Raw genomic sequence first — 25,598 nt, 5'->3', positions numbered from 1 at the left:
AGGAGAGACCGATGTGGTCCACCCTGATCGCCGTGCTCGGCACGCTCGGCGGTGCCGCCCTGGCCGGTCTCTCCGCTCATTGGACGGACCGGCGCGCCCGCGCCGCCGAGCACCGCCAGCGGGTTCAGGAGGCAACCGCACAACTCCTCGCGGCGGCCCTGGCCTTCCGGGAGCTCTACTGGCTACAGATAGCCGACCTGCGTGACGGCGAGTTCCGTACGAGAGAACGCCGGGCCGAAATGTACCGGGCCCGCTCGGCCGTCACCCAGGCCTTCGACCGCCTCGCGCTCACCACGACCGACCCCCATCTCGTCGACATCGCGGTCGAGACCGCGTGGTCGGCCATTGACCTGAGCGACATCCCCCTCGGGGAAGTACATGATCAGCACTTCAGTGACGAGGTCGAAGCCGCCCTCGCCGCCGGCCGGGAGCGCAGCCGCGACGCGCACACCGCGCTGCGCGACGCGGTCCGCGCCCGGTGACTCCCGCGAAGACCCGACGTCGAGCTGACTCGGGCCCTACGGCGTCGTGGCGTCCCGGCCGTCGGACTCCGGTGGGCTGTCGATTTCGCGCAGGAGCGTGCGGGCCTCATCCACTTCCGGGGCGGGGGCATGGATGTCGAGGTAGATGGCGAGGGCCTGGTTCAAGGCCTCCCTGGCCGGTTCGGGAGCGCCCGTCGCCTGGTGGGCCTGGCCCAGGTGGACCAGCGTCTCGGCCTCGTTGTACCGGTGGCTCAGCGCGCGGTTGAGGTCCAGGCTGTGTTCGTAGCAGGCGATGGCCTTCGTGTGGTCGCCGAGTTGGTGGTACGCGTATCCGAGGGTGTCCCAGGTGCCCGCCCGGCCCCGTTCGTCGCCCAGCTCGCGCTGGATGGCCAGCGCTTCCTCGCAGTGGCGGACCGACGTGGCGTAGTCCCCGAGCTGGGCGTGGTCCCAGGCCACCGCGTTCAGGGCGCGAGCCCTCCCCGCGAGGTTTCCGAGCGCGGTGAACGCCTCGACGGCACGCTCGTCGTGCCGAAGGGCGGCGCTCCTGTCGCCCTGGCGTTCGTACAGCCAGCCCAGGGCGAGGTGGGTGTGCCCGGTGGAGAGGAGATCTCCGCCCGTCTGCGAGAGGTCGAGCGCGCGGGCCAGTTCGCGGTGGGCGTCGTCGAAGCGGCCGGTCTCGGTGCAGGCCCAGGCGAGCGCGCGGTGGGACTCGGCCTGGGCGGCCGCGTCGTCGGTGCGGGCCGCGGCGGTGAGGGCGGTGGTGTGTACGGCCGCGACGTCGGCCCAGCGCCCCCGGCGGGCCAGGAACGTGGTGAACGCCCAGGCCAGACGCCACGCCTGCGCATAGTGTCCGGTGCGCGTCGCGTGCTCGATGGTCGCGGTCAGGACCGGGTGCTCGGAAGCGAACCACTCCAGCGCCAGGTCGTGCGTGGCGAACTCCTCGGGGCGCGTGCCGTCGGCCACCGCCGCCGGGCGGAGCGGGTCGCGGTGGGGGAGCAGGAGCCGGTCGGCCGCGTACGCCGTGTGCGCGTAGTGATCGAGGACCCGGGTGAGCGCCGCTTCGGCTTCGTCGGCGGGCGCGGCGGCCTCCGCCAGCTCCAAGGCGTACGCGCGTAACAGGTCGTGGCAGGTGAAACGGCCGGGGACGCGTTCCTGGACGAGGTGGTAGGCCTGGAGGCGGCGCAGGCGCGTGCGGAGCCGGGCCGGGGGGAGAGCGGTGAGGCTGGCGGCGGCGGGCAGGCCGATGTCGGAGCCGGGTGCCTGGGCTAGCTGCCGGAACACCTGGGCCGAATCGGCGTCGAGGGCGCGGTAGGAGGAGGCGAAGACGGTGCGTACGTCGCTGGTCACCTCGCCGGTCTCCAGGGCGTCGAGCCGGGTCGCGGTGTCGCGCACTTCGGCCACCAGTGCGGTCAGATCGAGCATGGGGTTCGTGGTGACGCGGGCGGCGAGAACGCTGATGGCGAGGGGGAGCCCGGCGCAGTGCCGGATCAGCTCCGCCGCGGCGGCGGGCTCCGCGGCGACCCGGTCGGCGCCGAGATGGCGGACGAGCAGGTCGTGCGCCTCGATGCCGTCGAGCGTGTCCAGGGTGAGCTGGCCGGCGCCGTGGGAGGCGGTGAGTCCAAGGAGCTGGTGGCGGCTGGTGACCAGGACCGTGCAGGTGGGGCTGCCGGGGAGCAGGGGAGCGACCTGGTCGGTGTCGCGGACGTTGTCGAGCACGATCAGCAGCCGTCGCCCCGTCGTGAGGCTTCGGTACAGCGCGGCCTGGGCCTGCGGGGTGGTGGGAAGGGTGGTGGGGTCGACGCCGAGAGCTTCGAGGAAGCCCCGCATGACGGCATACGGGTCCACCGGTTCACCGGAGGGGGCGAAGCCACGAAGGTCCGCGTACAACTGGCCGTCGGGGAAGGACTCGTGTTGGTCATGGGCCCAGCGCAGCGCCAGCCAGGTCTTGCCGACGCCACCGGTGCCGCAGACCGCCGCGATCAGCACGCTGCCGCCGTTCGGCTCGCCCTGGGGGGTCAACAGTTTGCCCAGGCGTACGAGTTCGCCCTCGCGCCCAGTGAACAGGGGCGGGGGAGCGGGCAGTTGGTGGGGAGCCGCTGTCGTGGTACTCGCCTGGTGCCGGCCCTGGTGGTCGTGCGGTGGCTCGGCGCGGCTCGGGGTGGGCACCGCGAGCCGCGGATCCGCGATGAGGATCTGCTGGTACAGGTCCCGTAGCGCCGGCGCGGGGTCGATGCCCAACTCCTCGGCGAGACGCCCCCGCAGAGCCTGGTAGTGGTTGAGGGCGTCGGCTGGGCGTCCACTGCGATACAGGGTGAGCATGAGCTGACCGGCCACGCGCTCGTCCAGCGCGTGTTCCCGCGCGCGCGTGGTGAGGTCGGGCAGCAGCTCTCCGTGCAGCCCACGCCGTAATCGGATGTCGACGCTGTCCAGCTCGGCCGACAGCCGTTCCCGCTCGAGGACTTGCCGCAGATCGCAGAACCACGGGGTGTCCACAGTGGCGAACGCCTCTCCCCGCCACAGCCCCAGCGCCTCGCCCATCACCACAGCCGCCTGCTCGTCGTCGGCCGTGCGGGCCTGTGCGACCAGCTCCCGGAAACGATGGAGATCCACGGCCGCCGCATCAATGCCCAGGACATAGCCGCCGGGCTGCCGTGTGATGGCGACGTCCTTGGCGGCGGCGGAGACCAGCGCCTGGCGCAGACGGGACAAGTAGCCGTATAGCGTTCCCCTAGCCCGTTGCGGGGGCCGGTCCCCCCAGACGCGGTCGATGAGTTCGTCGACCGCGACCGGCCGGTTGGCGTCCACCAGCAGGGCGGCCAGCACGCAGCGCTGCCGCGTGTGCCCCACATCCACGGGAAGGCCGTCCACGCGCGCCTCAATCGTGCCGAGCAAGCCGAACTCCACCGACATCCCCACCACCCTCTCGGCTGGGACCCTGGACGCGGTACGACCACCCCACCAGCCGACTCAAGGTCCGCCCGAGATTCGTCCTATATCTGCCCGGACGCGGAGCCGAAGCAACACATGGCATCTCCGTACGTCCGGAGCCGTCTGGCAGCAAAGTACCGGTGAGTGTCTTTCCGGACTCTCGGCGAGGAAGCCGACGCCGGCCACAGTGGCTCCATGAGCGAACCCACCGAACCGACCGAAACCACCGGCGCCACTGGGAGTACTCGGAGTACTGGGACCACCGTGACGACCGCGACCGGAGTGCTGAGGACCACGGTCCAGGTCGACGGTGAAACGGCCAGCTACCTGACCGTGGGGCAGGACGGCCCGCCCGTGCTGCTGCTCCACGGAACGTACTGGAGCCGGGTCTGGCTCCCGGTGCTCGGTGGGCTCGCCGATGCTGGGTTACGGCCTCTCGCGGTCGATCTCCCCGGACTGGGGCGTTCGGGAGGCGAGCTGGTCCCGGAAACGGCCACGGTCCCAGCCCTTGCGGAATGGGTGACGCGATTCGCTTCCGCGCTGAAGCTGTCCGGACCGATCGCCGTGGCAGGTCATGACATCGGCGGCGCCATAGCCCAGCACCTCCTCGCCCGCGATCGGCTGGAGGTGTCCCGGCTGGCCTTGGTCAACTCGGTTCTCTACGACTCCTGGCCGGCGCCCCACGTGGCCCGGTTCCGGGACGCGGACACGACCGAGAACGTGCTCGCTGCCCGTCGGGAGGCGGTGAGGAGGGCGCTGGCCGGTACCGCCACCCAGCAACTGATCGCGGAATATGTGGATCCGTGGACCGACGGGCGGGTCCGCCGTTCCTGGACGGCCATGGCGGGTGCGGCCGACAGCCGCTACACCCTTGACCTAGTCCCCGCGCTACGGCGCTCCGCCACACCCAAGTTGCTCATCTGGGGCGAGGATGATCTCCACGAGAAGGTGGAGTACGCCGAGCGGTTCGCGTCGGAGATCCCGCACACGACGCTCGTCCGCGTCCCGGCTGCGGATCACATCCCCACGGAGAACGCGCCCGGCCGGGTCGCCCGAGCGCTCATCGACTTCTTCGCGGTGCAGAGGCCTCTGTAAAACGGATCGACGGCTTTACGAGGGTCCTGGCACAGTGGCGAACCATGGGGAACTCCGAGCATGTGACCGCCGCGGACGTCCAGTTGATGCAGGGTTTGGCGCAACGCGTCACCGCCACCCGCCCGGATCTGGTGAACAGTGACGCGTCGTTCGGGGAGCTGGCCTGGAACTGGGGCAAGGGGCACGCCGGCGACGGAGCGAGCTGGCGGCGTCGGTTGTGGTTCTCCGGTGGGATTCTGGTGGCGTGGGGCTGGGTCCGTCTTCCGCGCAGGGTGAGAATGAACGACGGGTCGGTGAAGGACGTCACCGGGGCTTACCTCGCATATCAAGTCCATCCCGATCAGGCGGCATTGGTCGACGAGGTGATCGACTGGTACGACGGTGTGGCGGCGGGCATGGAGCGTACGGTGCTGCCGAGCGCCGCCGATGAGTTCGCCCTGAAGCGGTGGGCGGCGCACGGTTACGAGACCGATCCTGCCGCGCTCGGCGACGAGGGGTGCTGGACCCAGCTCAATGAGCGGGACCTCACCGACGTGGAAGAGGCGGTGCTGCCGGACGGATTCCGGTTCCGCACCGCGGACGAGGCCGGACCGGCGGCTGCGGTCCAGGCGCATCAGGATGCCTGGGCCCCCTCGCCGTACACGGCCGAGGGCTACGAGGGCGTACGGCAGACCGCGTCATACCGCGGCGACCTGCACATCCTGGTGGAGGCGCCGGACGGAACGATGGCGTCTTCGACGATCATGTGGCTCGACGAGGTGAACAGGACCGCCGAGTTCGAACCGGTCGGGACGCATCCGGGTTACCGACGTCTGGGGCTGGCAAGGGCGATGCTCCTGCACGGGATGCGTCGGGCCCGGGCGGCCGGGGCAGCTCATGTGACGGTCGCCTGCCTGGGCGCGCCGGGGCATCCTCAGGCGCGCGGGCTGTATGAGGGGGTCGGGTTCCGGGAACTCGTGCGGGACGCGCCGCTGATCAATTCAGGGGTTGAGGGCTGAGGACTGCCTGCTGAGAGGTGCAGTACGGAACAATAAGGATCATGGATTATGGCGTATGGGAGCCAGCGAGGCTCGGACAGAACCAGTTGCCGGACGGTCGTCTCCTGGGGTGGGCGGAGTGGGGGCCGGTCGACGGCACCCCGGTGCTGCTGTGCCCGGGGGCGGCCACCAGCAGGTGGCTCGCTTTCGGCTGTGACGTCGTCGACGCGGCAGGCGTCCGGCTCGTCAGCGTGGACCGGCCAGGCCTCGGCGCCTCCGACCCGGACCCCGACCGGACCCTGACCAGTTGGGTCTCCGACATCCGGCACCTCTTCCAAGAGCGGTCCCTGCGAGCGCCGTTGGCGGTGGGATTCTCGCAGGGGGCGCCGTTCGCCCTCGCCCTGGCGGCAAACAGTCTGGTGAACGCCGTGGCCGTGGTGTCCGGCAGCGACGAACTCGCGCATCCTCGCTTCGCCCACTCGCTGAACCCGCACGTGAGAGGCATGGTTGACGCCGTCGCGGCCGACCCCGGCGCCGCTGAGGCCTCCTTCGCCGACTTCGGCAGCGCCGAGAGGCTGTGGGACTTGATCATCACGACAAGTCCCGAGGTGGATCGGACGGTCTACACCGACCCGGTCTTCCGGACCGCCTTCCGGCGCGCGATGGACGAGGCGTTCAGGCAGGGCCCGGCGGGTTACGCCCGTGACACGGTCCTGGCGACGGGCCGTTGGCCGTTCGACCCCGCCGGCATCGCCGTCCCGGTCGACCTCTGGTACGGCCGGCGGGACACCAGCCCAACCCACTCTCCGGATCTGGGTGAATCACTCGCCCAGATGATTCCGACGGCGACCCGGCACCTGCTTCCCACTGCCGGCGGATCCTTGCTCTGGACACACGCCGAGGCCGTCTTGCGCACCTTGTTGGCCCACGTTCGGTGACGAGGGTGGGGCGAGCGGCCGTGCCGTCTACCGTCCGCGGGCGGGGGAGCGCGCGCCGACTGCGCGCTCTCGGCCCGCGCGCTCAGGCGCGGGCCGCGACCAGCAGGGCGAAAGCGGCGATGATGAAGGCGACGCGGACGTAGTGGAAGCGGTCCCAGCGGTTCATCTGCTGCTTCCAGTCGGCAGGCAGGCCGTCGGCGGTCCACGTCTTGACCCGGTTGTTGATCGGCACGAGGAGCAGGATCGACAGGACCACACTGAGGATCAGCAGCGCGGCGGCGGTGACGACGAGCCCGGCGCCGTGGTGGTCCCATCCGGCGACGGCCCAGACCGCGGCGAGGACGAGTGAGCCGATGTACCAGAACGGCATCACGGCGCCGAGCAGCCGGGCCCCGTGGGTGCGGCCGCGCAGGCCGTTGTCGCCGGGGAGGCCGGCCAGGATCGGATTGACGAAGAAGGCTACGGAGAACTCCACCCCCACCATCACGCCGACAACCACGGTGGTGAAGACCTCTAGTGCGTTGAGCATGATGGCCCCTTCTGGAATCTAGCGTTGCTAGGCGATGTGGCAACGCTAGGCCTACTGCCGCTCGGTTGTCTAGCGGTGCTAGGGTCACATCATGTCGGTACAGGAACGCAAGGAGCGCGAACGGGCGGGCCGTGAACGTCTCATCGTGGCGACGGCCCGCGAACTCGCCGAGCAGCAGGGCTGGGACGCGGTCACCACCCGTCGGCTCGCTGAGCGCATCGAGTACAGCCAGCCCGTCCTCTACAGCCACTTCCGCGGCAAGCGCGAGATCATCGGCGCCGTGGCCCTTGAGGGGGCCGCGGAGATGGCCGCGGCGCTGCGGGCCGCGGCCTCCGCCGCGCACGGCCCGCACGCACGGGTCATCACTCTCGCCCGCGCCTACCTCGACTTCGCCGAACGCAACCCGGCGGTCTACGACGCCATGTTCCAGCTCGATGGTGGCCTGGCGTTCGCGCGGGAGGACACGCCGGAGCCTCTGAAGGACGCCTTCGGCGCCCTGCTGGAGAGCCTCGCCGAGGTCGCCGGGGACGGCGTCCACCCGGCACTGTTCACCGAGGTGTTCTGGGCGGCCCTGCACGGGCTGGCGACCCTGACCCGGGCGGGACGGCTGCCGCCTGCGGATGCCGAGCGGAGGCTGGAGCTGCTGGTGGACCGGCTCGCCAAGATCTGACACACCGTCCGTCCGGGACGGCGGGCGGCGGATCGCAGGTGCCCGTGCCTCTGACGGGGCGCCATCTCGGAGGTAGTCGTGTCAGCGTCCCTCGCCAGGTCGCGACGGTGCCCAGGAAGAGCGCGAGCAGGCTCACCGCGGCTTCCCAGAAGCAGGAAGCGCGGGCCCTGGGAGGAGATCAGGACTCCCGCGAGGATGAGGCCGAACGGTCCGGCGTTGATGCGGAGGTCCTCGGTGGCAAGGACGATGGTGGCCAGATCAGAGTGACCATCACCATGAGCAGACGCAGCAGGCGCTGCCAGCGGCACCAACTTGGGCCCCTACGAGGTCGCCCGCCACATCCCCGGCGTCCCCGGACAGGGAGTCGCTGGCCGCCAACCGGCGCTTCCCGCATCTTCCACAGTGCCCTCGACATCGCCGAGATCGTGCGCCAAATCCAGGAGGAGGGCCAAGCCCTCGACCCCGAGGACTTGGCCCACATGCCGCCGTGCCTGACCGAGCGCGGTGATCCGCCCGGCGCAGACGGCTACGGACAGGCCGCCTGACCGCCCACGCCGGGAGAACCACCGTGAACAACATGGCATCCAGCCGGGCGGGTCTGCGTCTGCACGGTGTCGGCCACACCTGCGTTGGCGAGGCTGGTGTTGCCCTGGCGTGCGACGCCTTGTGCGGTCAGGGCGCAGGTGGCGAGGATGGCAAGGATGGCGCCGGTCCACATGGCGGCGACTGCGGTGGTGCCACCGGTGCCGCTGATGGCGGCGCCGCCAATGGCGCTGCCGACCACGACGCCCAGCGTGATGACGGATGTGTGCACGGTGTTGACCAGGTTTCCGGCTCCGGCGACTTCGACGACCCGGACGACGAGCGCGGGGTTCATCGTGACGCCGACGAGGCCGACCAGGAGCACACCGGGCAGAGCAGCCCAGGGAAGGTGGGCGAAGAGCGCGAGGAGCACCAGCGAACCGGCCAGGACGAGATGGCCGATGCGCAGCAGGGTAACCGCGTGGCGGTCCGCATAGCGGCCTACCAGGTTGTTGCCGATGACGGTGCACAGGCCGTAGCCGAAGAGGATCGCGGTCGTCGCATGGGAGGAGAAGCCTGCGTCCTGTTCCAGCAGGGGGGTGAAGTAGGAGAACGCGCCGTAGGTCGCCCCTATGGTGAGCAGGCTGACGAGGAAGCGGCTCCACAGGCGAGGCGAGCGGAGTTGCTGAAGTTCGTCGGCGGTGGTCTGCGCGGAGGCCGCGGGCAGGATGGGCAGGGTGCGCAGGTCGAGCAGGGCGATGAGCAGGCCGGCGCCGCCGAGAGCGACGAAGCTCGTCTGCCAGTTCCACGCGGTGGCAACGGCGTGGCTGATGGGCAGGCCGAGGACTGCACCGAGCATGAGCCCGTTGAGCACGATGGAGATCGAGGACGCGATGCGGTCGGGGCTGGGCGCGAGCCTGGCGGCCATCGTCAGGGTGAGACCGAACACGGCGCCGCCGAGAGTTCCGGTCAGCAGCCGAAGGGCTGCGACCCACCAGTAGTTGTGCACCAGGGGGACGGCGGCTTCCAGTACCGCGTAGGCGGTGACGACGCCCAGGAGCGCGGTCTTGGGTGCGACCTGGCGTAGAGCCCAGGCGATGAGCGGGCCCCCGATGGCCATGCCGAAGGAGTAGATCGAGATGAATGCGCCGATCGCGGCGGTCGAGGCACCGAGACTGCGGGCCATATCGGGCAGCATGCCCATCGTCTGCAACTCGCTCATGGCGACGAGAAGCAGGGTGAGCATGAGCCAGTAGAGAGGTCGTCTGTTCATGACGGGAACTCTTTCTGTATTCTGAAATCCAAAAGTCGGGCAGGGTAAAGCCAGGGCTTGTCAGCCTCTTCGCTTCAGCCTCTTCGCTCAGGCCAGCAGGGAACGAAGCCCGTCCAGTGCGATCCGGTGCAGTACCTCGGGGGTGACTCCGGTCTGCGCTGTCACACGGAGGCCCGCGATGAGGGTGTTGACCAGGAGCGCACCTTCAGCAGCGTCATGACCCTCAGGGATGCTTCCGTCCGTGCGGCCGACCCGAATGGTGTCCTCCAGCAGGCCGAGCCTCTCTCGTAGATCCCGCTCCAGGATCCGCGCGATGCGTTCATCGCGCGCCCGCAAGGCGGGATTCATCAAGGTGTGCACACCCATGCAGCCAGCGGCATGCCCTTCACTGCGCGCGGCACGCTCCTCGCCGATGATCGCATCGACCAGCTTCCGGAGTCGATCGGCACCGCTGAGGGAGGCGTCGGTCAGAATCGATGCCTGGCGCCCTCGCATGGTCGCCGCATAGTGCTCCAGTGCCCGCACGAAAAGCTCATCCTTGGACGTGAACGCGTTGTACAGACTGCTGCGCCGCACGTCAGCTGCCTCGCAGAGTTGCTCGGTCGACGTATCGGCGTAGCCGTGGACACGAAACTGCGCCGCCGCCGCCTCAAGAACTGCCGTCTCGTCAAAGGTACGTGGTCTGGCCATGCGTGGACGCTACCACGTTCTGTATTCCAGGATCCATAATTGACGAGACGGTGCCGAGCGTGGAGTTCCCGGTCCCAGGCGATGACGAAGTCGCGGATCGTCAGCAGCCTGCGCCAACGACGCGCGGGCGTCCCGGTCGATGTCGGTTACGCCACCGACGTGGTGTCCTCCGATGCCAGTCCCCCGCGGCTTGGCGATCGAGTCAACAAGCCGGACCGGAAAAACCCCTTGCCCAATGGTCAAGAAGTGTTGACCATTGGAGTCATGACCACCGATGATCTTCCCGAGGCGTTCCACGTCACCACGGACGACCAACTACGCGCCGTTTCCAATCTCACGCGCCACCGCATCATGGCCGTGCTCCGCTTCGAGCCCGCGACGATCACACAGATCGCCGAGCGAGTGGGCCTCGCGAAGGGGAGCTCCAGCTACCACGTACGGCTGCTCGAACGGGCAGGCCTGATCAAGGTGGTACGAACGCGCAAGGTCCGGGGGGTGACCGAGCGGTACTACGCGATGGCCGCGCGGTCGATCGTCCTGCCCGATCCCGGCGAGGGAGGGCCGGACGTCCTGATGCGGCATGCGGTGGCGGACCTGGAAGCGGCGCCGGCGGATAGCGAGCGGCATGTACGGATGGCGCACCTACGGCTCACCGAGGAGCAGTTCGCGGAGCTGGGGGCGCGGCTGCAAGCGCTGGCGGACGAGTACCGGGAACTGTCCGATCCGTCACTGCCGGACGCGTCACTCGTCTTCGCCCTGTTCCACCCGGCACCGCGCCAGCAGGCCGAGGGGGAGGCCAAGTGACCTCAGGTATAAGAAAGTTGCCGGTCGGCTTCGGACGGCTGTGGACCGCACAGACGGTGTCCTCGCTCGGTGACGGGGTGTCACATGCCGCGCTGCCGCTGCTCGCCTTGGCGCTGACGCGGGATCCGATGGCACTCGCCGTCGTCACCGCCGCCGGAACGCTGCCGTGGCTGCTCTTCGGGGTGCTCGGCGGTGCGCTGGTGGACCGCTGGGACCGTCGGCGCACGATGTGGGTCACGGACGCGGCACGCGCGCTGCTGCTCGCGGTACCTGCGGCAGCGGCCGCGCTCGACGTGCTGAGCATCCCACTGCTCGCGGCCGTCGCCTTCCTCCTCGGCCTCGGCGGACTCTTCTTCGACACGGCCGCCACGGCCTACCTGCCGGATCTGCTCGGCCGCGACCCCGCGCTCCTGGAGCGCGCCAACTCCCGCCTGCGCGGCACCCAGACCGCCGCGTCCGGCTTCGCGGGACCGCCCGCGGGCAGCGCCCTGCTCGAACTCGGACGGGCGGTCCCACTGCTCGCCGACGCGGTGTCGTTCGCCCTCTCCGCGCTGCTCGTACGCTCGCTTCCCGCCGCGCCCCGGCCCGTCCCGCAGGCCCGCGAGTCGCTGCTGCGTCAGGCGCGGGCCGGTGCCTCGTACGTCTTCCGGGATCGGCTGCTGCTCGGGCTCGCGCTGCGACCGGCGGTCGGAAACATCGCCTTCCTCGCCGTGGAGACCGTACTCGCCCTCTTCGCGCAGGAACGTCTCGGCATCGGTACCTTCGGCTTCGGACTGCTCCTCACGGCGGAGGCCACCGGCGGTCTGCTCGGCGCGGGCATCGCGTCCTTCCTCGGCCGACGCCTCGGCACCGGCACCGCGCTCACCTGCACGGCCGCCGTCGAGGGACTCGCCATCCTGGGCCTTGCCGTCGCCCCGAACCCGTACGTCGCCGGCCTCGCGCTCGCCGTCTGCGGAGCGGGCATGGGCGCCACGATGGTGCTCGGCCCCTCCCTGCGGCAGACGATCGTCCCCGCCCACCTGATGGGCCGGGTCGCCTCTACGTCCCGCATGCTCGCCATGTGCGCCGCCCCGTTCGGCGCCTTGCTCGGCGGCTGGCTGGCCACCGCCTATGACGTACGCACTCCGCTCTACGCCGCCGCCGGCCTCCTCCTCACCATGACCGCCGTCACCGCGACCATGACCAGCAACCGCCAGGTCGAGGCGGCGCTGCGTGCCGCGGCCCTGGCCGATGATGCGGATCACCCGGAATCCCGGGGCCCTGTTGAGAAGAGTGCCATTTAGGCGACGGCCCTGGCAGCGGAGCAGGAGCAAGTCCCGGCCGATGAGGGCCGGGACTCTTTGCTCCCGCGGATCACGCAACCGACCGCCTGGCGTTCCTGCTCAAGGCTCAGCGGCCGGCACGGGCGTGCCTCGGCGGTGTCACGCGCCGACTTGAGCGGGCTGCTCCTCCGGCTTCGGCTGAGCCGCCTGATCTGGCACCGCGGAAGCCGTGTAGAAGACGGACGAGCCCTGCTTGCTGCGCTGCGCCTGGCTCTTGGCCACCAACCCCTCGACCGTGGTGCGCACCACGGTGGTCTTGACGCTGCGGTCAGGATGGGCCTGGGCAAGAGCTGAGGTGATCTCTGCCGCCGAGCGTGGTTCGCTCTGCTCGCTGAGGTGGTTCCGGATCAGGTCGACCAGTGTCGGCTGTGTTGCTTTGGTGGATGCGGCCTTGCCGGAACCCTTCTCGGCAGTCGGCTTGGTTGTGCCACGACGGGGCTGGGAGGCGGCCCTTGTCTTCTTGGCCCGCCCCCGCTTGGTCGCATCGGCCTCGGTGGTCTTCTTCGTGGTGCGTGGGGCAGGCACCGTGGCACCGACCGACGGGGCCGCAGGCTCTGCGGAAGCCGGTGCCGCGCCGATCGCCTGCTGGATGCTCACCAGCACCGCGTGGTTACGCTGGTGGGCTTCCAACTGCTCCTGTAGAGCGGCGATTTCCGCTCCCAGACGTTGTTGCTCCTTGGCGTTGTGTTCGAGGTCGGCACGTACTTGAGCCGCGTACTGCGATGTCAGTTCGGAAGCGGAAACACTCTCGGACATGGGGCGCACAACCTTTCCTGGACCTGAGGCCGGATGTGGAGGGCCTGCTGCACATATGTGCTTTCCCGGACCGGTGTCGGCGGGATGGCGGCAGACTTTAGTGCGCAGGTGCCTACCGTAGCGATAGTACGGGTAACCGGAGTGGACCGTTCTCCTTGAGTATGGCTGTGAACTGATCTTCGCTCACCCGCCGACGGAGCCACCTCACTTCGTGGCCATCCGGCACGCGCCGCACTGTGCGGCGTATGGCAGGGCTGACATGGGGCGGGCCGAGGTGCCGCCGGGGCGGGCTACCGCCGGGCCGGATTGGAGCCAAGCCTGCTCGCAGTCCTCCTCGGTGAAGAGGTAGATGTCCGTGTCGGTGAGGTTGTTGGGTGTGAAGGCGCGGTGACCGTCCCCCTATGGGCAATCCTGTCCGCCCGTGGTGGCGATGCCGGGCGCGCGGAAGCCCTGTAGGCGCGTGCGTACGCTCGCACGCTCCGCCATTTGAGTCCGCCGCCAGGGTCTCGGGCCCCGGACTCACGGGCCGCACGCGAGAAGCGGCGCCTTCGATACTGGAGGGCGTGAGCCGCGGTGGCCGCCACCGGTCGGCGCAACATGATCCGATCTCATGTCGATCAGACCGTCCTACGCATGGCCGAAGCCTCCCAACGGATCCGTCCCCATCGTGATCGGTGCCAGCCCTCACGCCGCGCTCTTCCCACGGATTGCCGGAAACGCCGACGGCTGGTTTCCGATAGATGACCGGGGACTTGGCCAACGAGGTAGCTGCCTGGTGAGGAACTCGGACCGCGCCATCGAGTCGTGACGGATCTGGGAGCGTCATCGTTGGTCCTGGTACATGTGCACGGCACTTGTACACGGGCTCTGGGGACCCTCGGAGCCCGTTACGAGATCTGCCCGCTCTTCTCTGCCCTGCTCCCCCCCACAACCCTTCGTTCCGGCCCTCGGATCCTCGGATCGGAGAGGAGAGAACCCGATGACTCAGGCCATGGCCCCGAGCGAGCGCGAGGCACTGCTGAATCGCCTTCGAACCGCCGCAGCGACCTCGGCCGCGCAGGGCGAGAATTGGCCCCTGCTGCTCGCGGACCTGCTCGGCGGTGTAGAGGCCACGTGGCAAGAATCGGCCGAGGTCTGTGCCGATGCCGCGTGGCAGGCACGCTCCATCGGACGCAGCGCGCTGCTGTTCCTGGACCCACAGGAAATCGCCCGCCACGACGACCTGACTAGGGCCCGTGCACTGCGCCACCTGTACCTCAATGGTCTGCGCTATGACTTCCGGTGTCACAGCATCGAATCCCTCCTCGGCACACTCGCCTCGCCTGGGCGTCACGAATTGGACTGCTACACACGGGCGTTACGGGCGTTCGCCTTGCTGGCCCAGTCCAACAGCCGTGGGTACACGCTCATGGAAGAGGTGCTCGCGCAGGCTGGCGACCATGTCAAGACGTTGCACGTCCTGTTGCACGGGCTGTGGCTCGCACATGGCCTTGCTGGCCGCGAGAGAGCCATGTTCCACATTTTGGGCAGAAAAGCGTTCGCCGACCGCGTCGACCCGATCGCACTGTTCCGGGAAGCGACGGCTCACCGGGGTCTGGGGCGGTACGCACAAGCCCTGGCGGCCATCGACGAGGCTGTGGAGCACCTGCCTCCAGCAGCTGTGAATGTCCACGCCGACTTCGTCCGCGAACGCTGCCTGATCATCGCCATACATGAGATGCGGGATCGCTACCTCACGTGAGAGTGATCGTCGTATATGTCCTTGGGCAGCCGGCTCCGGAAGCTGGAGAACCAGTGCCGGGGATTTCACTGCCCCCCCCCGCACATCCTGTGCGAAGGGGCCGAGGGAGCGCGTGAACTGCCGTGAAGCGCGGGGACGAATACCGGCCAGCGGTGTCAGGTCGACCTCGACGTATGGGCCCGCGCCGCCTACAACAGCGGGGGAGAGGCAGACACGGCGGCGAGCGACGTCCGGCCTCAGCAGTCCTGGCGACTCCGTCCCGAAAAGTGAGGTCTTGATGCCGCGCCCCACCCCGCGTCACCCAGCCACCGGGGACTCACCGTCCCCATCGGGTGTCACTCTCCGCCAGCCCATCGCCGGTGACGCCGCCGCCATGTGGCGCCTGGTGCGGGACACCGCGAACCTGGACACCAACTCCCCACACTTCTACCTCATGTGGTGCCGGGACTTCGCCGCCTCTTCGATCGTCGCCAGCAGCGAGGAGGACCTCTGCGGTTTCACTGCCGGGTTCACGCGGCCAGACAGCCCCGACACCCTGTTCGTGTGGCAGACCGCCGTTTCACCCCTCTGGCAGGGCGTCGGCCTGGCCGGCCGCATGCTCGACCGCCTGGTGGCCGACACCTACCGCTTCGTGGAATGCACCATCACTCCCGACAACCAGGCCTCCGACCGGTACATGCACGCCTTCGCCCGCAACCGCCAGGCCGCGCTGCAACAGCGACCGCTCTTCCCCTCGGAAGACTTCCCGGAGCCGGGGCACGACCCGGAGATCCTGTACCGCATCGGCCCCCTGCCTCCCCTGGCGTGAAGGGGCGACCGTCCCTCGGCGCCCTCTATCCGGACCTCATGCGCTTGCCCGGACGGACTATGAGTGGTGGCGGTTCGCACGGGCACGGGCGACACGTTGATACCCGACGCCTGGGGCCACGGCCACAGCGCATCACCGATGTGGGTGCCCCGGCCGAGGCTCCTGGATCTGATGGAGCAGCACCTGACCAGCACTCGTCCCGCCGAACCGAGGAAAGGCGGACACAACCATGCACGACTACGTGAGTGGCCTGCGGGCCCTGGTGGGACACCGGCCTCTGATTCTTCCCGGCGCCGCGGTGCTCCTCACCGACGAGAAGGGTCAAGTCCTGCTGCTGGCACGAGCGGACACCGGAGGGTGGGGCCTGCCCGGCGGACTGATGGAACCCGGCGAGTGCCTCGAGGACACAGGCCGACGCGAAGTGCTGGAGGAAACCGGCCTCAGAGTCGGCGAGTTGCGGTTGTTCGGGGTCTACTCGGGGGTGGACCAGTTCTACCGATACCCCAATGGCGACGAGGTCCATAACGTCACCGTCGTTTACCGCGCCCCCCTTCCCGAGAACAGCACACCACAGGTGGAGGGCCGGGAGAACACCGACTGGCGTCTGTTCCCACCCGACCAGCCCCCCGCAACGCTCATCCACCCCGAGAAGCCGATCCTCACCGACTACGCCCGAGCCGCTGCCCGCCTCCGCGTCCAGGAACCGCTACACCGGGGAGATGCCTCGCGGGGTGACAGGCGTCCACGGCCAGACATGGGTCTCAGGGGGAGGTAGTCACGTTACGTCTCGTCGGTATGCTCGATCTTGCGGGCGGCCGGGGCCCAGCACTCGTGTCGCGCGGTCGTGGACACTCCCACCGCCTGATCTCTGCTGTCGACGCCCCTGCCCCTTCTTGGCGGGGGCGTCGTGCTGTCTAGTGCCGTATCAGGCAACGTACGCCCGCTCCGTGGATGACAACTGATGTGCTACGCAGAGCCGTTGCCGGGTAACCTGCGCGCTGTGGATAGGGGACGTGCTGATCAACAGCTCAGCCTGATCGCGGAGGCCATGGAGGTTACGGGGGCACTTGGGATCCCGGTGTGGCTCCGCGGTGGGTGGGCCATGGACTTCTTCCTCGGCGAGATCACGCGGGACCATGAGGACATCGACTGGTTCGCGTGGGCGGATGATGCCGCTGACCTGGCAGGAGGGGTCCTGCGGTACGGCTATAGCCCGGTCCCGGGATCGCCGCCCGACTTGCAGCTCGACTTCGTCAAGGACGGGCTGGAGAGCAGCTTTACGCTCCTGGACCGGGATGCGGCCGACAGTGTGGTGGTTGCCGGGGGCCCTTGGGCCGGTGCCCCCTGGCCTGACGGGATGCTCGATGCCGGTCCGGGCCGTATCGGTGGGCTGGAGTGCGCGATCGTCAGTCCGCAGGCCCAGATCGAGATCAAGCGGATGACGCCCGTCTGGGATCCTTCCCGGCCTCGGCGGACCAAGGACGCCGAGGACATCGCCCGTCTGGAGGCGGCCCTCCACGCGCGGGGAGAACGGTCTAAAAGGCTCTAACAAAAGCTGCTGATCATGAGACTCTCGGCCTGCTGTCTCGTAGGTCTGGGTATGGGAAACCGTGAGTCGCGGTCGTGGATCGTGTCGGATGAACTGTGGTCGCTGGTCGAGCCGTTGCTGCCGAAGCCGGGTCCGAAGCTGGTCGAGGGCAGACCGCGGGTGCCGGACCGGCAGGCTCTGTGCGGGATCCTGTTCGTTCTGCACACCGGCATCCAGTGGGAGTATCTGCCCCAGGAGTTCGGCTTCGGCTCGGGCATGACCTGCTGGCGGCGCCTTGCGGCCTGGAACGAGGCCGGCGTCTGGGACCAGCTCCACCAGTTTCTGCTGAACGAGCTGCGGTCGAAGAACCAGCTGGACTGGGAGCGGGCGGTGATCGACTCCTCGCGCGTGCGGGCCGCCCGACGGGGCCCAAAAGCGGGCCCAGCCCGGTCGACCGCGCACGGCCGGGCAGTACACACCACCTCGTCGTCGACGGACAGGGCATCCCGCTCGCGGTGTCGCTGACCGGCGGAAACCGCAACGACGTCACCCAACTCGAGCCGTTGCTCGACAAGATTCCCGCCGTCGCGGGCCAGGTCGGCAGACCGCGTCGGCGCCCCGACGCGCTGCTGGCCGACCGCGGCTACGACCACGACAAGTACCGCCGCCTGCTCTGGCAGCGAGGAATCCGCACCGTGATCGCGAAGAGAGGCGAACCACACGGCACCGGCCTGGGCACCTTCCGCTACGTCGTCGAGCGCACCATCGCCTGGCTCCACGGCTTCCGACGCCTGCGCATCCGCTGGGAACGACGCGACGACATCCACGAAGCCTTCCTCAGCCTCGCCGTCTGCCTGATCACCCACCGCCACATCCAACGCCTTTGTCAGCACCTTTAAGTGCCTGGAGAGGCGCATGACCAGAGAATCACAAGATTGTTGGGTTGCTCAGACGCGGGTTTCAGCCATGCGTCAGGAGAGCGTCGCCATCCGTGACCGAACCCGCCGGCCGCAGTACTCAAACGGCACACCGCCGGGGCTCGGACGCTCGCGGCCACGTGCTCGTGGGCATGGGGAGCGGGGCCGCCGCCCTCAGCAGAAGCAGGCGGACCCCTTCTTCGTGGACGCCGACGCCGCCCGTCGTCGCACCCGGGCCACCGCTACCCGATGGGAGGCACGGTCAACTTGCCTGTGTATCAGGCAAGTTGCGGCATCCCGATGGCGCGCGGGCGCCGGGAGGGGCACTGCGTTCAGGCGTGCATGAGGGCCCCGGTGACGGCCTTCCGGACGCGACATCATTCGGCCAGTTCAGTGCGGTGGTCACTGACTGTGAGCGGACGCTGCCGTGGGCGGAAGTGCGCGGCCATGGGCATCTCGGTGAACGGGGAGGCGAGGAGCCTCCTCATTGATGATGTGGAGGAACGCCTGGATGAGGGAGGTTTTGCCGGTGCGGGGCCAGATGGTGGCGTACTCGAAGCGGGGGAGGTGGAGAAACGGCAACCAGACGATGTCGGGGCGGGCGTGGTACTGCTCGTCTCGCGCTGAGGCAAAGGTGACGCCTTTGCCGGCACCGACCATTGCCAGTGCCTCATGCCAATTGCCGACGGCGACGTGCGGGACAGGACGACCCGAAGGGGTCCGCCGCGGGCAGTGGTACTCCTGCCAGTACAGGGGTGCGGCTGCGGCGAAGCCGACGAGCGTCGTGGCAGCCAGGTCTTCCAAAGTCACCGCGGTGGAGCGGGTGAACGGGTGCGCATGGTGGACCAAGAGCCTGCGGTCCTCGGCGATGAGGACGGGGCCGACGGCCAGGTCGGGTTCGTCGATGGGGAGTTGGGTGACCTGTAGGTGCACCTGGCCACTGCGGATCGGCCCCAGGGGGTCGGAGAGGTGGATCTCCTGGATGTGGACCTCCGAGCCGGGACAGCGGGCGGTGAGCCTGTCGGCGGCCTTGAGGACGAGCTCGGCCGCCATGGGGCTGGAGTAGCCGACTCTCAGCACATCGCGCGCCCCCCGTGCGGCGGCCGCGGCATCGGCGAGGGCTCGTTGCACCTGCTGGTAGGCGGGCAGCAAGTCGTCGCGCAGCTTTTCCCCCACCGGGGTCAGAGCCACCTTGCGGCTGGTGCGCTCGAACAGCCTCGCCCCGATGCGGCGTTCCAGCTTCTGGATGATCTGGCTGACCCGGCCCTGAGCCAGGCCGAGCCGCTCCGAGGTGCGCCGGAAGTGGAGTTCCTCGGCCAGCGTCAGGAACGCCTCCAACTCATGCCGTTCCACCGTTGGCTCTCCTTGGGGTCGTTGATCGGTGAGCGTGGCGCACCGATCGTAGATGATCTCGGCATTGATCGTGGCTTCGAATGCCTGGAACAGTGAGGTCGGGTCGAAAACGGCACGGACCCGCACTTCGATGACGCACCCCGAGGTCAGCGAGAGGGAACAATGAACGGCAAAATAGCTAGTGCAGTGGCCTCTGTTGGAATTTTCGTCGCGGCCGCCGCGACCTCCGTCGTGACAGCAACTCCCGCTTCGGCGGTGACAGCCGATTGCGTCAGGTACCTGCAAAGCAAGAGCTACGCACCCACCAACACGAGGATTGACTACTGCTACACGGGCGGGCACTTCAACGGCCCGGCAGATAAGGGAATCGCCTACCAGGCATGCCGGATCGGGCTGGAGAGCACCGGCGTGAGGCATTCTCACGCGATCACGGCGTGCGAATACGCCCAGACGAATCAGTGACACGCTCGTCCGGCCGCCGCTGACGCAGCAGCAGTGAACGGCCGACTGCTCAGGCCGCACGGGTAGCCCCCGCCCCTTCACCAGCCTCGGCTCTTCGGGGGGCGGGTTGCGCCCACCGTGTTCCCCCATGACGCACGGTTCGCGAGCCGACCGCTTGCTTCCGGCGCGCGATGGGCGTTGTTACACACAACACCTACGTGAGGTTTCCTTTGATGCACCGTCATAGTGTGTCGAAACGTCTGCGGACACCGCTGCTCCTTTCAACGGCCATGCTGGTTGTGAGCGGACCCTTGGTGACACAGGCACTCGCCACCGAACCCAGACCCCCGCAGCCGGCATCCCGCGACGCGCCCGCCGGCCCCGAGCCGTCCGGCGAACCCCGCTCGAGCCGGGTGGCGAGCCCGGACAGCGAACTCGGCAAGGACTGGAAGAAGAGCGAAGACCGGGCCGTCACCGGCGCGGCGGACGCGAAGGGCTTCAAGATTCTCGTCGCCGACGAGGCGAAGGCGTACGACTGGAAGGTGGTCGCGAACCTCTCGGAGCCGGGGATGTCCGCCGATTCGTGGATCGGTAACCAGTGCGTCATGGACGACTCCCACATCGCAGCCGTGTACGCCCCGCGCGCCTTCACGAACAAGCCCGACCTGATGCAAGGCGGCGCGTTCACGGCGATCGTGAACACCAGGACGGGCGCGGTGACGAAGCTGCCGTTCACCGCCACCCTCGCCTACTTCGATCCCGCCTGTAACACCACCACGCACACCGCCGCCTTCACCCAGTACCGCGACATGAACGACCCGTCGCAGGTGAAGACGCAGGTGATCACGGTGGGCACGGCCGGAAAGACGGTCACCACGACGGGCGAGCTGCCGGGGCAGGTGTCCTCGGCGGCCCCGGTGGACGACGGCGTGGTCGCCGGCCTCGGTCGCGATCTCGTTCACATCAATGAGAAGGGCGAGACCCGCCGGCTCGCCAGGGGCGACAGCATCCCCTTCGACGTCCGCCCCCTGACGGGCGACCGGATCGGCTTCGTGGACCGCAAGGGCACGAAGACGGCGCAGGTGAAGATGTACGACGGCCACGGCGAGACACGCACGGTCGCCACTGGCCGCCTGGGTGATCTGGAGCTCATGTCCGGCGCGCGGGGCCGGGCCTTCCTCACGGGCGACGCCAAGGGCGTGAAGACCGAGGGGAGCGGCATCACCAAGATCAATGCGCCGGCCGACACCGACGTCTCCTCCCACGGCCGCCTCGCCGTCAACCCCGTCCTCACTCCTGGCGTCCGCGCCGGACTGACCCGTATCGGGGCGGCCGGAAAGGGCTTCGACAAGGCGGACGAGCCCGAGGCAGGGGTGCGCGCCCGCTCCGGGCAGGCCCCCGGGACAGCGGAAAACGCGCCGATCACCGTCACATCGGCGGCCACGGCGACAGGACACAAGCTCAAGCAGCGGGTTGCCTCGACGCGGCCGCGCACCGCGAACAGCCTCTCGCCCGCCTTGACCGGCGCCACCCGGCCGCGCACGATGACGCGCGCGCCCGCGCCCGTCTCCCACGATCCCCGTGACACCGACCGCTGGTGCTCCGTCTCCCGCAACGACATGAGCGCCCAGGCACTGCAGCCGACGCCGAACCAGGTGGAGTGGGCCGTGGACATGGCCGTCCGCGGCGAGCTGCGCGGCAAGTGGATCAGCCAGGACGGCTACCGCAGCCAGGCAGGGCTCGGCTCGATCGACCCGCAGGGACTGTTTCCCCTCCCGAAACTGAACGGCGGCGGCCGGATCCCCGCCAACGTCCTGCTCGGCATCCTGGCGCAGGAGTCCAACCTGTGGCAGGCGGAGTCCGGCGCGATTCCCGGCCAGATGGGCAACCCGTTGGCCGCCGTGGACGGCTACTACGGCCACAACGTGAAGGACACCCTCCTCGGTTACTGGCGCATCAACTGGGACAAGTCCGACTGCGGCTACGGAGTCGGGCAGGTCACCGACGGCATGCGCCTGAAGGAGCACGAAAAGACCGGCGAAACGAGCCTCGACCCGAAGCTGCAGAGAGCCATCGCCGTCGACTACGCGACCAACATCGCCGCCTCCATGAAGATCCTCGCCGACAAGTGGAACGAGGTGCACAAGGAGGGGCAGAAGATCACGGTCAACAACGACGACCCTTCCCGCGTGGAGAACTGGTTCACTGCCGCCTGGAACTACAACCTCGGCTTCAACGCCAAGTCCGACCCGAAGAACGGCGGTCGCTGGGGCCTTGGTTGGTACAACAACCCCGCCAACCCCATGTACAAGAAGGGCGCGTGGGACCACCCCTTCATGGACGTCAGCCTCAACAGCGACAACATCCGTGACGCCGCGCACCCGCAGTACTGGCCCTACGAGGAAAAGGTGATGGGCTGGGCCGCCTGGTCCATCGACACCGGCTTCTCCTACGGCACGGACGGACGTCAGGACTGGAAGGGCGAATCCGGGTTCTCTTCTGCCGGCTTCCGTCCCGCCTGGTGGGTCAAGGTCGCCGACCGCTCCCGCGTGAGCCCGCCGCTGGACACCTTCTGCAACAAGGCGAACAACTGCAACCCGGCCAGCCCCGTCGACTGCCCGGACGAAGCCTGTTACCGGCAATTCTGGTGGGCTGAGGAGAACGCAACGTGGAAGGCTGACTGCGCCCAGACGTGCGGGAACGAAAGCATCAAGTACGAGACCCTGCGCTCCGAGCCGGGCCGCGGTACCCGGCTGAAGAACGGTACGCCGGTGTGCGCCGCCCCGAAGGGCACAGAGGTCGTCACCGCCATCCCCCACAACACGGAGACGTGGTCCCACTGCGGGAAGGCACAATCGAAGGGCTCGTTCGAGTTCACCTTCCACCCCGACATGGACCAGCACTATGAGGCGAAGGCCGACCTGCACTCGATCGGCGGCGGTCACGGCGGCCAGTTCTGGTACGCCCACACCCGCAACGAGGACAACCTCGGCGGCGACGGCAACCGGATGACGGTCAAGGGCCAGTGGACGCTCGGTCACAAGCTCGACTGGGCGCGGGTCCTGGTGCACCTGCCGGACACCGGCGCACATACCCGGCAGGCCGCCTATGTCGTGGGCAACGCGGACACCACCAGCCCGAAGCGGCTCGTGCCGCAGCGCGGGGACCGGTGGGTCAGCCTCGGCGTGTTCCGGTTCACGGGAACCCCGCAGGTCGAACTGTCGAACGTGACGAAGGACGGCACAGCGGACGAGGACATCGCCTGGGGCTCGATCGCTTTCCAGCCCCTTCCCGGCAAGCCGAAGAACGCCGTCGTCGCCATGGGCGACTCCTACGCCTCGGGCGAAGGCGCCTCCGAGGCCGGCGGCAAGGACTTCTACCCGGAAAGCGACTACTACGACAAACTCAACGAGAAGGCCACCAACAGCTGCCACCGTTCCAAACTCGCGTGGTCGCGGCAGGCAGCCCTTCCGGGGCAGACGAAGTCCATCGGCGAAATGGAGGACGACCTCGACCCGCAGATGGACTACCACCTCGTGGCCTGCTCGGGCGCTCGCCATTACGACGTCCTGACTAGAGACAAGTTGGGTGAAGGCGCGCAAATCGACACCGGTTACCTCGACAACAACACCACCCTGGCCACCTTGTCCATCGGTGGTAACGACGCCCGGTTCACCGACGTGTTCAGCCAGTGTGTGTTCAAGACCGTCAGCCTCTGCCAGAACTCGTCGATGGGCAACAAGAACCCGGACACCGGAGCCGGCGCGGAGGGAGAGACAGGCCCGCTGAAGGACTGGGCTCCGAAGTGGCTCCACGACGAGATCCGTCCACGTATCGCCAAGACACTGAACGAAATACACAAGCGGGCACCGAACGCACGAATCGTGCTCATGGGTTACCCGCAGCTCCTTTCCGGGAAAGGACAGTGCATTCCGGGAATAGGCACCGAGGAAGCCCCGTGGCTGAACACCGTCGCGGACACCCTGGACGAAGAGATGAAGGGCGCCGTGGCAGACGTCGTGACCACATCCGGAGTGAACGCGGTGTTTGCGGACCCCCGCAGCGACTTCGAAGGCAAGGCAGTGTGCGGTGACCCGGAGATGGTGCACGGCATCGTGAAGACAGGTCTGTCGAAGGCGGACAACACCGGTGTGCTGGAGGTCGGGATGGCGTCGTTCCACCCGAAGATCGGAGGCGCACGACTGTACGCGAACGCCCTGGAGCGCACTCTCAAGTAGATGTTCCGACAGGGGGGTTCCACTCCCACTCCCCTGGCCGGTCGCGGGGCCTGAGTACGTACACTCAGGCCCCGTCCGCTCTGTAGCGGCGGGCGCGCCCGGGGCGCCGCTACCGGGTCCTCTTCCCCGTCTCCGTCACCGGCCGGTCGTGCCGCAGGTCGGCGAAGAGCCGGGCCGACCTCTTGGCGTCCCACTTCAGTACGTTGCCCTTGGGCGTGGGGACGCCGAAGCCGGACACGGGCACGCTGATCTGCTTGCCGCGGCCGCCGCGCGGCGCCTGGCGGCCTGGAACGTGGCCGGAGTGTGGGACCAGTTGCAGCTGGTGCTGCTGCAGAAGCTGCGGTCGGCGAAGAAGCTGGACTGGTCGAGGGCGGTGATCGACTCCTCCCATGTCCGGGCGGCCCGGCGCGGCCCAAAAGCGGTCCCCGTCCGGTCGACCGTGCGCGGCCGGGCAGCAAGCACCCTGTCCTCACAGACGGACAGCCCATCCCGCTCGCGGTGTCACTGACCGGCGGAAGCCGCAACGACGTCACCCAGCTGATCCCGCTGCTGGACAAGGTCCCGGCCGTGGCCGGTGCCGTCGGCCGGCCCAGACGCCGGCCGGACCGCACTCCTTGCCGACCGCGGCTACGACCACGACAAGTACCGCCGCCTGTTGCGGCAACGCGGGATCCGGCCGGTCATCGCCGTACGAGGCCAGGACCACAGCAGCGGCCTGGGCATCTTCCGCTACGTGGTCGAGCACACGATCGCCTGGCTACACGGCTTCCGCCGACTGAGGATCCGCTGGGAACGACGCGACGACATCCATGAAGCCTTCCTCGGCCTCGCCGTCTGCCTGATCACCCACCGCCACGTCCAACGCCTCTGTTAGGACCTCTAAGTGAGGTTCCGGGCATCGAGAGGCCTACCGGACGGGCACGCGCACAGCCAGTCAGGATCGGGGAGCGGCCCGTACCGCTGTGATGATGACGAGTCCGGGCAGTACGAGGGTGATTTCGGAGAGCGTGTAGGCCAGCCACGGTGCCATCGACGTCCAGTGGTTCCAGGCGATGCCCACGACACAGCCACCGGCGACGGCAAGGAGACCGCCCGCCGCCACGGCGGTCCTCGCCGCGACCTGTACGTGACGGTTCAGAAGGATCTCGTCGCGCCAGTGTGCGGGCCATCCAGCTGCGGTAACTCCGTTGGGTAGCGGTGTGGGTGGTGGCGGGGTCGGGGGGAGAGAGGTTCCCGCCAGACGAAGAAGATGGCGGCCATGAAGACAGCGCCGCCGTATACGAGTGCGGTGGCCCACCCGGCGACGTGCCGCTCGAGCACCGAGTTGTTGAAGCCGTCGGCGGACACGATGACCATCAGCATCGAGAACTGCGCCGCGAACTGTACCAAGCCACGGAAGAAGCGGACTTCACCGTGCTTGATGCGGTCGTAGGCCGGCAAGAGCCAGGCAAGCGCGACCACGACGATCAGAGCGTCCGCGGCGAGGATGGCTCCGGAGAACAGCTGCTCCTTGCGGCCCGGGTGCACACCAGCCCCCCCCCGGCCGTGAGGGCGTACAGGTACGAGGCCGTCGCGAGGCCGATGAA

General features: G+C 68.6%; 22 protein-coding genes and 2 pseudogenes. 15 read left to right on the top strand and 9 right to left on the bottom strand.

Going from position 1 to position 25,598, the window contains the following annotated elements:
* The first annotated feature begins 11 nt into the window (after positions 1-11).
* Positions 12-482: a hypothetical protein gene (locus CP975_RS01040; protein ID WP_055531171.1), complete on the top strand. Its 471-nt coding sequence runs from the start codon at positions 12-14 to the stop codon at positions 480-482.
* Positions 483-518: 36 nt separating this feature from the next.
* Here the strand turns inward: CP975_RS01040 and CP975_RS01035 are convergent, their stop codons facing one another.
* Complete coding sequence (locus tag CP975_RS01035; protein ID WP_167532653.1) at positions 519-3,374, bottom strand: AfsR/SARP family transcriptional regulator; 2,856 nt, start codon at positions 3,372-3,374, stop codon at positions 519-521.
* Between the two features lie 231 nt (positions 3,375-3,605).
* On the opposite strand from CP975_RS01035, the gene CP975_RS01030 reads away from it, so the two are divergent.
* The 3 genes from CP975_RS01030 to CP975_RS01020 all read left to right on the top strand — a co-directional run bounded on the left by CP975_RS01030 (position 3,606) and on the right by CP975_RS01020 (position 6,420).
* Positions 3,606-4,505: an alpha/beta fold hydrolase gene (locus tag CP975_RS01030; protein ID WP_150476464.1), complete on the top strand. Its 900-nt coding sequence runs from the start codon at positions 3,606-3,608 to the stop codon at positions 4,503-4,505.
* A 62-nt stretch (positions 4,506-4,567) separates the two neighbouring features.
* Positions 4,568-5,503 (top strand): GNAT family N-acetyltransferase, encoded by a 936-nt coding sequence (locus CP975_RS01025; protein ID WP_246201366.1) that lies wholly within the window; start codon positions 4,568-4,570, stop codon positions 5,501-5,503.
* Between the two features lie 41 nt (positions 5,504-5,544).
* Entirely contained in the window at positions 5,545-6,420 is an 876-nt protein-coding gene (locus CP975_RS01020) for an alpha/beta fold hydrolase (protein WP_055531221.1), read from the top strand.
* A gap of 82 nt (positions 6,421-6,502) precedes the next feature.
* Here CP975_RS01020 and CP975_RS01015 read toward each other — a convergent pair whose 3' ends face one another.
* On the bottom strand, positions 6,503-6,949 hold the full coding sequence (locus CP975_RS01015; protein ID WP_055531180.1) for an anthrone oxygenase family protein: 447 nt from the start codon (positions 6,947-6,949) through the stop codon (positions 6,503-6,505).
* Positions 6,950-7,040: 91 nt separating this feature from the next.
* Between CP975_RS01015 and CP975_RS01010 the strand changes: the two genes are divergently transcribed.
* Entirely contained in the window at positions 7,041-7,619 is a 579-nt protein-coding gene (locus tag CP975_RS01010) for a TetR/AcrR family transcriptional regulator (RefSeq protein WP_055531182.1), read from the top strand.
* A 526-nt stretch (positions 7,620-8,145) separates the two neighbouring features.
* On the opposite strand, the gene CP975_RS01005 is transcribed toward CP975_RS01010, so the two are convergent.
* Both CP975_RS01005 and CP975_RS01000 read right to left on the bottom strand, forming a co-directional pair.
* Entirely contained in the window at positions 8,146-9,414 is a 1,269-nt protein-coding gene (locus tag CP975_RS01005) for an MFS transporter (protein WP_150476463.1), read from the bottom strand.
* A gap of 87 nt (positions 9,415-9,501) precedes the next feature.
* Positions 9,502-10,104: a TetR/AcrR family transcriptional regulator gene (locus CP975_RS01000; RefSeq protein WP_055531186.1), complete on the bottom strand. Its 603-nt coding sequence runs from the start codon at positions 10,102-10,104 to the stop codon at positions 9,502-9,504.
* Positions 10,105-10,368: 264 nt separating this feature from the next.
* Between CP975_RS01000 and CP975_RS00995 the strand changes: the two genes are divergently transcribed.
* Positions 10,369-10,908, top strand: coding sequence for an ArsR/SmtB family transcription factor (locus tag CP975_RS00995; protein ID WP_055531188.1), 540 nt, complete (start codon positions 10,369-10,371; stop codon positions 10,906-10,908).
* Positions 10,905-12,191: an MFS transporter gene (locus CP975_RS00990; RefSeq protein WP_055531189.1), complete on the top strand. Its 1,287-nt coding sequence runs from the start codon at positions 10,905-10,907 to the stop codon at positions 12,189-12,191. The genes CP975_RS00995 and CP975_RS00990 overlap by 4 nt, the downstream gene beginning before the upstream one ends.
* Positions 12,192-12,329: 138 nt before the next feature.
* On the opposite strand, the gene CP975_RS00985 is transcribed toward CP975_RS00990, so the two are convergent.
* On the bottom strand, positions 12,330-12,986 hold the full coding sequence (locus tag CP975_RS00985; protein WP_055531191.1) for a hypothetical protein: 657 nt from the start codon (positions 12,984-12,986) through the stop codon (positions 12,330-12,332).
* 979 nt (positions 12,987-13,965) lie between these two features.
* On the opposite strand from CP975_RS00985, the gene CP975_RS00980 reads away from it, so the two are divergent.
* The 5 genes and pseudogenes from CP975_RS00980 to CP975_RS00960 all read left to right on the top strand — a co-directional run bounded on the left by CP975_RS00980 (position 13,966) and on the right by CP975_RS00960 (position 17,962).
* Entirely contained in the window at positions 13,966-14,727 is a 762-nt protein-coding gene (locus CP975_RS00980; RefSeq protein ID WP_070321217.1) for a hypothetical protein, read from the top strand.
* Between the two features lie 277 nt (positions 14,728-15,004).
* On the top strand, positions 15,005-15,535 hold the full coding sequence (ectA, locus tag CP975_RS00975) for a diaminobutyrate acetyltransferase (protein ID WP_150476462.1): 531 nt from the start codon (positions 15,005-15,007) through the stop codon (positions 15,533-15,535).
* 229 nt (positions 15,536-15,764) lie between these two features.
* Positions 15,765-16,310 carry an NUDIX hydrolase gene (locus CP975_RS00970; protein WP_070321218.1) on the top strand — a complete coding sequence of 182 codons (546 nt, stop codon included), beginning with the start codon at positions 15,765-15,767 and terminating at the stop codon, positions 16,308-16,310.
* Positions 16,311-16,496: 186 nt separating this feature from the next.
* The gene (locus CP975_RS00965) at positions 16,497-17,084 is read left to right on the top strand and encodes a nucleotidyltransferase domain-containing protein (protein WP_150476461.1); all 588 of its coding nucleotides are present in this window, start codon (positions 16,497-16,499) and stop codon (positions 17,082-17,084) included.
* A gap of 15 nt (positions 17,085-17,099) precedes the next feature.
* A pseudogene (locus CP975_RS00960) lies at positions 17,100-17,962 on the top strand (IS5 family transposase).
* A 420-nt stretch (positions 17,963-18,382) separates the two neighbouring features.
* Here the strand turns inward: CP975_RS00960 and CP975_RS00955 are convergent.
* Entirely contained in the window at positions 18,383-19,459 is a 1,077-nt protein-coding gene (locus CP975_RS00955) for a LysR family transcriptional regulator (RefSeq protein ID WP_246201364.1), read from the bottom strand.
* A 36-nt stretch (positions 19,460-19,495) separates the two neighbouring features.
* Here CP975_RS00955 and CP975_RS35630 point away from each other — a divergent pair, with 36 nt between their 5' ends.
* Together CP975_RS35630 and CP975_RS00950 are read left to right on the top strand one after the other, a co-directional pair.
* Complete coding sequence (locus tag CP975_RS35630; protein ID WP_246201363.1) at positions 19,496-19,795, top strand: hypothetical protein; 300 nt, start codon at positions 19,496-19,498, stop codon at positions 19,793-19,795.
* Between the two features lie 293 nt (positions 19,796-20,088).
* Positions 20,089-24,012: an SGNH/GDSL hydrolase family protein gene (locus CP975_RS00950; protein WP_246201362.1), complete on the top strand. Its 3,924-nt coding sequence runs from the start codon at positions 20,089-20,091 to the stop codon at positions 24,010-24,012.
* 109 nt (positions 24,013-24,121) lie between these two features.
* Here the strand turns inward: CP975_RS00950 and CP975_RS36190 are convergent, their stop codons facing one another.
* Entirely contained in the window at positions 24,122-24,256 is a 135-nt protein-coding gene (locus CP975_RS36190) for a hypothetical protein (protein ID WP_281292913.1), read from the bottom strand.
* Positions 24,257-24,283: 27 nt separating this feature from the next.
* Between CP975_RS36190 and CP975_RS00945 the strand changes: the two are divergent.
* Positions 24,284-24,886 (top strand): annotated as a pseudogene (locus CP975_RS00945) (IS5 family transposase); the annotation flags it as partial.
* Positions 24,887-24,946: 60 nt separating this feature from the next.
* On the opposite strand, the gene CP975_RS35625 reads toward CP975_RS00945, so the two are convergent.
* Both CP975_RS35625 and CP975_RS35620 read right to left on the bottom strand, forming a co-directional pair.
* Positions 24,947-25,114, bottom strand: coding sequence for a hypothetical protein (locus CP975_RS35625; RefSeq protein WP_246201361.1), 168 nt, complete (start codon positions 25,112-25,114; stop codon positions 24,947-24,949).
* 32 nt (positions 25,115-25,146) lie between these two features.
* Complete coding sequence (locus CP975_RS35620; protein ID WP_055531197.1) at positions 25,147-25,539, bottom strand: hypothetical protein; 393 nt, start codon at positions 25,537-25,539, stop codon at positions 25,147-25,149.
* Positions 25,540-25,598: the final 59 nt, after the last annotated feature.

This window comes from Streptomyces alboniger (assembly GCF_008704395.1).
Taxonomy (GTDB): domain Bacteria; phylum Actinomycetota; class Actinomycetes; order Streptomycetales; family Streptomycetaceae; genus Streptomyces; species Streptomyces alboniger.
Note: the sequence above shows the minus strand (reverse complement) of the source record. Positions and strands in the feature narration are given on the sequence as shown.